The sequence below is a fragment of the Pseudomonas sp. 10B238 genome, from assembly GCF_000970615.1.
GTDB lineage: Bacteria > Pseudomonadota > Gammaproteobacteria > Pseudomonadales > Pseudomonadaceae > Stutzerimonas.
This window is the reverse complement of record NZ_KQ033928.1, coordinates 528,987-535,843: the sequence shown is the minus strand read 5'-3', so window position 1 is coordinate 535,843 and position 6,857 is coordinate 528,987. Positions and strand designations below refer to the sequence as shown.

The window sequence follows — 6,857 nt, the reverse complement described above, 5'->3', positions numbered from 1 at the left end:
TGGGATGGGCTATTTGATCGACGCGCCAGACCCCTAGAGCGAAATGCTCGGCATTTCACGCGATGGGCCAAGCTACCGGTACCGATGCGGTTAAGGCGAGCCACCGAGCAAGGAGCGGTGCCGAACCTCAGTTCTCCGAGCTGGATTTCTTCAGCTGTGGCACGAAGAAGATGGGTCTCTGCGGGGGAGCTATCAGAATATCACTGGATTTGATGCTAGTGCCCTTGCGACGCCTGGTCTTGCCATCCTTACCGACCGCCAGCAAATCACCGGTCGCAACAGCGATATCGAGCGCCTGCTTTACGCGAAACTCGTCAGCCATGGTGTAGTTGGTCAATCCGCTCATCAGGCCCAAAAAAGGTTGCCGTTCTACCTCGTAGACCTGTTTGGGCAAGAGCTCTGAAAGTTCTCCTCGGACGCGGTCATCGGTGGCATCGTCGAAGTGATGCTCATCCAACAGCAAATCGTGTTTGCATGATGGCGAGCGTTATGAGGTGCATCTCTGTGAGGCCTGCTTTTTCCGAGCGCTGAGTGGTCTCCGCCGCGAGCGTATGGTCAACACCATGTTCGACGAGAATCCCGATAGGACTGGCGATGAGTTCGGCCTTGTGCAGCGGAGCGAATTCTGGAAAGACAACTGAGCTCGGTTCAGATGGGACTATGGATACGGGTAGGAAGTGGGGCGTTAGCCTCGCAGATGTAATGCAGCAGAGAAGATCACGTGTTTACTAATTCGACTGCCGAGAGACTGACACGCTGAGGTTGAGTACGTGCGATCTCCCTCCACTCGGTACTGGTGCCCAAGCTCGCTACCTTGTGCATCACGAATTGAAAGGATCTCCAGTAACGGCTCCATCAACCAGCGACCCACCTCGTTCATATGCCCGGGACTCACAAGATACGCCTGCTCCAGCCAGGCGTGCTCGGTCTGCGCAGCTATGACCTGTTCCAGCAATGGAACCGACGGAACCATTAGCATGCTTCGAAAGGCCGCGTTTCCATCGTCCTCAACGATCTGCAGGTAGAACCAGGGCCAGGTCATCTCTAGCTCGACATATGACCAGAACTGCACGCCATCTGGCGCTGTTGAGAGCCCAGGAAGCAGTTCCGCATTCCGACTGGTTTTGAACACGCGCCAATCTCCTAATGATAATTGTACTTGATTGATGAACAATATATTTTGTAGTCATATATTGTTCAATCGCGCTTCATCGTTCCATTTTGCGGAGCAGCAAAATGGAAGTCCGGGATTCGTTCGGGAAAGCGTTGAGGCTCGTGCGGCAGCGTAGGGGGCTGGCACAGGAAGATTTCTCGCTCGTTAGCAGTCGTACCTTCGTCAGCATGCTGGAGCGCGGGGCAACGAGCCCGACTCTCGAAAAGCTCGATAGCCTCTGCACGGTGCTCGACACTCACCCTGTCACCCTCTTGGCCCTGACCTACTTGCTTGGATCCGAAGCTCCTGAAAGTTTTGAGCAGCTCCTGGAGAAGGTTGGTGAGGAGTTGAGAGCTCTAGTCGAACCTGACTGATTACTCAGCGAGGCTGTGTGAGGGGCCGGTTCCGTGGCCGCACAGTGAGTGTTGATCTTGCTGTCCCTCTGTCCCCAGTGGCTGGCCTGGAGGTCCTGTTTTTGGCAGGGCTTATAGTTTTTGTGGGCGTCAGAAAATATGTGGATTCTGACTTTTTGGGGCTCATATGTCCGTCGCGCAAGCTATTTTAAATCGAGTCAAGCACATGCCAAAGGGGAGGCCATTTGCCGGCGCGGTGTTCGCGCAGGTCGGTTCCCGTGCGTCGATTAATAAAGCGCTTTCTAGGCTGGTGCAATCAGGCACGCTGGAGCGAGTCGCTCGCGGTGTCTACATGCGCCCCAAAATGAGCAAGTACACCGGCAGGGTGGTGCGCCCGAGTCCGCTGGCTGTCGTGGAGGTCATCACGAAGGCGAACGGCGAGACGATCCAGATACACGGCGCGGAGGCTGTTCGGAGGTTGGGCCTCAGCACACAGATGCAGGTGTTGCCGACCTTTTACACCAGCGGATCTACTCGCGAGATCAAGGTTGGCAATGCGGTGGTTCGCCTCCGCCACGTATCCAAGGACCGCTTGCAGCACGCCGGCACGACGGTAGGTGTGGCGCTTACTGCTCTCTACTACATCGGGAAAGAAGGGCTGTCCGCTAATGTGGTTTCCAAGATTGTTAGTGCGCTGAGCGGCGAAGAGCTGATGAAGCTCCGGGCCTGCAAGATGCCGGAGTGGATGCGGTCGGCATTGCGCTTTGCTGCCAAGGAGATTGAGTAGTGCGCAATAGCACCTACCCGACTCCACCTACTGGCAGCTACCAAAGCCTGAGGCGAGACGTGGCTGGCTTTTCTGACAAGACAATGCGACTTCCTGCGCATTTAGCAAAACGTGGAACTCGTCGAAGATCACCAGCCCGACACCTTCAAGCGTCGGATCATCCTGCAAGCGGCGCGCAAGGATGCCTTCGGTCACCACTTCGATACGGGTGTTCGGCCCGATCTTGCTTTCGAGCCGGATGCGATAGCCCACGGTATCGCCGACCTTCTCGCCCAGCTCGCTGGCCAGTCGCTCGGCCGCCGCGCGGGCGGCAAGACGCCGTGGTTCGAGCATCAGGATCGATTGCCCGGCGAGCCACGGCTCATCCAGCAGCGCCAGCGGCACACGGGTGGTCTTGCCGGCACCGGGCGGTGCTTCGAGCACCGCTTCATCGCGGGCTAGCAGGGCCTGGCGCAGCGCCGGGAGGGCTTCATCGATGGGCAGGGCAATCATGGAGACTCCGTTTCTGGGCCGCGATTATAGCGGGCAGAGGCCTCGGCGCAGCGGCGAACAGCGTTATGCCCCTGGTGAAGCAACGATGCCGAACGGAGCGGGCAGCAGGAGTGTCTGATATCGAGAAAACATCACGCAGCCCTTGTATAGTTGCGCCACTTTTCCCGGAGGTCCTTATGCGTACTCGTTCCCGTGTCATCGGCGGCGTGCTGGCCGTCTCCCTCTTCACCCAGCTGACCGCCTGCGGCACGCTGTTCTACCCCGACCGCCGTGGCCAGATCGACGGCAAGATCGACCCGGCAATCGCAGTAGCCAATGCCGTCGGCCTGCTCTTCTATCTCATTCCTGGCTTGATCGCCTTTGGTATCGACTTCGCCACCGGCGCGATCTATCTGCCTGACAGCAACTACTCCATGGCCCCGGAAAAACTGCAGGAAGCCATTGGCGCGGACGGCGTCATCGACCAGGCCAAGCTCAAGGCCATCATCGAAACTGAAACCGGCCGCAGCCTGCCGCTGGATGACCCGCGTCTCATCCAACACAACGGCAGCGTCGAGCAGTTGGCCGCCTTTGGACTGCGTCCGGCCGCCTGATGCAGCACACCCGCGAGCGCAAAGGAGTCAGCGCCGAGCACGCAAGGCTGATGCGCCGGGCCACACACCTGGCGCTGGCCGTGGCACTGACGCTTGCTGCCAGCAAGGCGCTGGCCTGGTGGCTGAGCGGCTCGGTCAGCCTGCTGGCCGGGTTGACCGACTCGCTATTGGACGGAGCCGCCTCGCTGCTCAACTTGTTGGCCGTGCACTACTCGCTGCGCCCCGCCGACGACGACCATCGCTACGGTCATGGCAAGGCCGAAGCCCTGGCCGGGCTCGGCCAGGGTGCCTTCATTTCCGTGAGTGCGATTCTGGTCTGCGTCCAGGGTGTGGACCGCATGCTGCACCCGCAGCCGCTGGGTGCGCCGACACTGGGCATCGCCGTCATGCTGCTGTCGTTGGCACTGACCGTGGCGCTGTTGATGTACCAACGGCATGTGGTGCGAGAAACCGGCTCCACGGCGATTCGCGCCGATTCGCTGCACTACCGCTCGGATCTGCTGCTCAACAGCAGCATTCTTGTCGCGCTGGTGCTGACCGGTTACGGCCTTGAACGTCTGGACGCCGTCTTCGGTATCGCCATTGCGGTGTACATCTTCTGGAGCGCCCTGAGCATCGTGCGAGAGGCAGGCGCCGTGCTCATGGATACGGAGCTTGCACCGGAGATCAGCGAACACATGCATCAGCTGGCATGCGACGTGCCCGGCGTGGTGGGCTGCCACGACCTGCGTACCCGTGTTTCGGGCACCCGCTGGTTCGTGCAAATGCACCTGGAGTTACCGGGCGAGCTGCCACTGATCGAGGCGCATGCGCTGTGCGACGCGGTCGAAACGGCGATCCACAGCCAGTATCCTCGAGCTGAAGTTCTGGTGCATGCCGACCCGCTCGAGGTGGTGAAGCCTCGCCCGCCGGAACCAACCGAACGCCCATAAAAAAAGACCACGTGGCGAGACGTGGTCTTTTTTCAATACTGCTCCGAATTCGCTAGTCGCTTGTGACGACGTCTTCGGCAGCGCCTTGTGAGCGGTGCGGGCCCGGACCGATAGCCTCGGTAAGGTATGCGGTTGGCGCGGCGGGGTAAGTACCGCGTCAGTTTTGCCGGGGGCTGAAGTTGGATAAAGCTTACGCCCCGCCCACCGACAGATGATTGCGAAAGTTGCTCATATCCATGCCAGTTGCGCAATCATTACGCGCGGATGCATAGTTATGCGCAACCAAACCCCGCAGGCAACCAAACATGAGCAAACTGGACCGTTACGACCTGCGCATTCTGCAGGAACTGCAGCACGATGCGCGCATTTCCAATCAGGATCTGGCCGAGCGTATCGGGCTGTCGCCCTCACCCTGCTCGCGACGCGTCAAGCAGCTCGAGGACGACGGTTACATCGCCCGCCAGGTCGCACTGCTGGACCGCAAGAAGCTGGGCCTGACCCTGACCGCCTATGTACTGATCGGCATGGACCGACACACACCGGAGCGCTTCGAGCACTTCGAAGGGGTGATCGGCAAATGCCCGGAAGTGCTCGAGTGCAGCCTGGTGACCGGAATGGATGCCGACTACCAGCTCAAGGTTGTGGTGCCGGATATGGAGCACTATCAGGCCTTTCTGCTCGGCACCCTGACCCGTATCGAAGGGGTGTCGAGCGTGCGCTCCAGCTTCGTCCTGCGGCAGGTCTCATCGAGTACCGAGCTGCCGCTGGAGCATTTGCGAGGCTGAGACGCCGCTCACACTTGCAAACCACACAGCCAGAAGGGCTATTGCCTATAATCCGCGCCCTTCTGCTCCGCCGGCCAGGTAATTCAGGGCAGCGCAGCGACCAGCCTTCGTGCAAGGGAAATGCCCATGAAAGACACCAACCGCGTCATGCAGAGCTACGGTCGCTGCTGCGCGAGTGCCGCCTTCTTCGACGAGTTCTATGCCACCTTCCTTGCCAGCTCCCCAGCGGTGCGGGAAAAGTTTGTCAAAACCGACATGGTGGCGCAGAAACAACTGCTGCGCGCCGGCATTCTCAACCTGGTCATGTTCGCCCGTGGCATGCCGGATACCAAGCTCCAGGCGTTGGGCAAGAGCCATTCACGTGCCCATCTCGACATCCGCCCCGAGCTCTATGACCTTTGGATAGCCGCCCTGCTCAAGACCATCAAGCAGCATGATCGGCAGCTGGAACAGCTGGATCTTGAAGCCTGGCAAGTGGTGCTCAACAAGGGCATCGACGTGATCAAATCCCACTACTAACAGCCGTACCAAAGCTCGAAACAGAGCCTCTCGCTCGAACCCCTGAAGCTCATAATCGTCCAACGCCTGAGGGAGCTGAGCATGCTCCACGGGCGTATACTGCGCCGTTTTCTCGCCCGGCCAGCCCGGGCGCATTCTTCGATGTCAGTCAGGAGTAACGTGTGGAGCCTGAAGTATTTGAGAAGTGGATGATGATCGTCCTGGTCGGCGGCCTGATGGCGTTCATGGCCTTCATCATCTGGGACTTGGCCAAGAAGTCAAAAGCCGGTCGCCTCGGCACGGCCATTCTGTTTCTGGGCCTGGGGCTGTGCCTGTTTGCGTTTCTCGCCAAGCCGATCATTGGCTACGTGATCGAAGTGACACAGGGCATTCCGCACTGATCCGCTGAGTCGTTTGAACAGGGCACAGCGGCCGGTGCTTCACAAATGCGCCGGCACCTGCCGCCATTCGCCCGGCTGCAAATCGTCCAGCGACCAGGGCCCGATCCTGACCCGTACCAGCCGCAGCGTCGGTAAGCCGACCGCAGCCGTCATCCGCCGAACCTGACGATTGCGGCCCTCCCGAATCACCAGCTCCAGCCAGCAGGTCGGCACACTCTTGCGAAAACGCACCGGTGGATTGCGCGGCCAGAGTTCGGGCTCGTCGAGCTGCCGGGCTTCAGCTGGCAAGGTCATGCCATCGTTGAGTTCAACCCCGTCGCGCAGCCGCTGCAGCTGCTCGGGAGTCACCTCGCCTTCCACCTGAACCCAATACGTCTTCGGCAGCTTGTGCTTGGGATCAGCAATACGCGCCTGCAATTGCCCGTCGTTGGTCAGCAGCAAAAGGCCTTCACTGTCGCGATCCAGGCGGCCAGCGGGGTACACACCCGGCACCGGCACAAAGTCTTTGAGTGTGGCGCGGCCATCGGCATCGTTGAACTGAGTGAGCACGTCGAAGGGTTTGTTCAGCAGCAGCAGACGTGGCTCGGCCGGCGGCGCCTTGGCCACACGACGAGATTGTGATCGCGCCGCTGCAGGACGCGGTGGACGGGGACGAGCGGTGCGAGGCATGGCTGAGCCTTTGATGGCAGGCCGGCTATGCTAGGGCGGGCGTTGCTGACCAGCAAGGGGCTGTGAAAACCAGCGTTACTACAGGCACCGAACCGGCTGAAACACCGCTGCGACCGATCAGCACCACAAAGGCGCATGGCGTGCGCCATAACCTCACCAAGCGCACCGTTATCGGACAATGCCGCGTCCATGCC

9 protein-coding genes and 2 pseudogenes are annotated in these 6,857 nt (G+C 60.0%); 7 read left to right on the top strand and 4 right to left on the bottom strand.

Going from position 1 to position 6,857, the window contains the following annotated elements:
- Positions 1-127 precede the first annotated feature (127 nt).
- Positions 128-466 (bottom strand): annotated as a pseudogene (locus RT21_RS04710) (hypothetical protein); the annotation flags it as partial.
- A 219-nt stretch (positions 467-685) separates the two neighbouring features.
- Positions 686-1,132 (bottom strand): hypothetical protein, encoded by a 447-nt coding sequence (locus tag RT21_RS04705; RefSeq protein ID WP_003292632.1) that lies wholly within the window; start codon positions 1,130-1,132, stop codon positions 686-688.
- Between the two features lie 104 nt (positions 1,133-1,236).
- On the opposite strand from RT21_RS04705, the gene RT21_RS04700 reads away from it, so the two are divergent.
- Positions 1,237-1,527 carry a helix-turn-helix domain-containing protein gene (locus RT21_RS04700; RefSeq protein WP_003292631.1) on the top strand — a complete coding sequence of 97 codons (291 nt, stop codon included), beginning with the start codon at positions 1,237-1,239 and terminating at the stop codon, positions 1,525-1,527.
- A 166-nt stretch (positions 1,528-1,693) separates the two neighbouring features.
- Positions 1,694-2,293: a DUF6088 family protein gene (locus RT21_RS04695; protein ID WP_015275564.1), complete on the top strand. Its 600-nt coding sequence runs from the start codon at positions 1,694-1,696 to the stop codon at positions 2,291-2,293.
- Between the two features lie 111 nt (positions 2,294-2,404).
- Here RT21_RS04695 and RT21_RS04690 read toward each other — a convergent pair.
- Positions 2,405-2,785: pseudogene (locus RT21_RS04690) on the bottom strand (DEAD/DEAH box helicase); the annotation flags it as partial.
- A gap of 176 nt (positions 2,786-2,961) precedes the next feature.
- On the opposite strand from RT21_RS04690, the gene RT21_RS04685 reads away from it, so the two are divergent.
- The 5 genes from RT21_RS04685 to RT21_RS04665 all read left to right on the top strand — a co-directional run bounded on the left by RT21_RS04685 (position 2,962) and on the right by RT21_RS04665 (position 5,994).
- Entirely contained in the window at positions 2,962-3,378 is a 417-nt protein-coding gene (locus tag RT21_RS04685) for a hypothetical protein (RefSeq protein ID WP_045424203.1), read from the top strand.
- Positions 3,378-4,310 carry a cation diffusion facilitator family transporter gene (locus tag RT21_RS04680; protein ID WP_046161813.1) on the top strand — a complete coding sequence of 311 codons (933 nt, stop codon included), beginning with the start codon at positions 3,378-3,380 and terminating at the stop codon, positions 4,308-4,310. Before RT21_RS04685 ends, RT21_RS04680 begins: the two co-directional genes overlap by 1 nt.
- A gap of 305 nt (positions 4,311-4,615) precedes the next feature.
- On the top strand, positions 4,616-5,095 hold the full coding sequence (locus RT21_RS04675) for an Lrp/AsnC family transcriptional regulator (protein WP_045424198.1): 480 nt from the start codon (positions 4,616-4,618) through the stop codon (positions 5,093-5,095).
- A 126-nt stretch (positions 5,096-5,221) separates the two neighbouring features.
- Positions 5,222-5,614, top strand: a complete 393-nt coding sequence (locus RT21_RS04670) for a globin (protein WP_046161812.1) — start codon at positions 5,222-5,224, stop codon at positions 5,612-5,614.
- A gap of 161 nt (positions 5,615-5,775) precedes the next feature.
- A complete protein-coding gene (locus RT21_RS04665) occupies positions 5,776-5,994 on the top strand; it encodes a DUF2788 domain-containing protein (RefSeq protein ID WP_046161811.1) in 219 nt (72 codons plus the stop codon).
- Positions 5,995-6,033: 39 nt separating this feature from the next.
- On the opposite strand, the gene RT21_RS04660 is transcribed toward RT21_RS04665, so the two are convergent.
- A complete protein-coding gene (locus tag RT21_RS04660; protein WP_177327057.1) occupies positions 6,034-6,600 on the bottom strand; it encodes a pseudouridine synthase in 567 nt (188 codons plus the stop codon).
- Positions 6,601-6,857 lie beyond the last annotated feature (257 nt).

What these genes read in the sequence shown, in the direction of transcription:
- RT21_RS04700 (WP_003292631.1), top strand. Translation starts at nt 1,237, where the DNA reads ATGGAAGTCCGGGATTCGTTCGGGAAAGCGTTGAGGCTCGTGCGGCAG.
- RT21_RS04695 (WP_015275564.1), top strand. Translation starts at nt 1,694, where the DNA reads ATGTCCGTCGCGCAAGCTATTTTAAATCGAGTCAAGCACATGCCAAAG.
- RT21_RS04685 (WP_045424203.1), top strand. Translation starts at nt 2,962, where the DNA reads ATGCGTACTCGTTCCCGTGTCATCGGCGGCGTGCTGGCCGTCTCCCTC.
- RT21_RS04680 (WP_046161813.1), top strand. Translation starts at nt 3,378, where the DNA reads ATGCAGCACACCCGCGAGCGCAAAGGAGTCAGCGCCGAGCACGCAAGG.
- RT21_RS04675 (WP_045424198.1), top strand. Translation starts at nt 4,616, where the DNA reads ATGAGCAAACTGGACCGTTACGACCTGCGCATTCTGCAGGAACTGCAG.
- RT21_RS04670 (WP_046161812.1), top strand. Translation starts at nt 5,222, where the DNA reads ATGAAAGACACCAACCGCGTCATGCAGAGCTACGGTCGCTGCTGCGCG.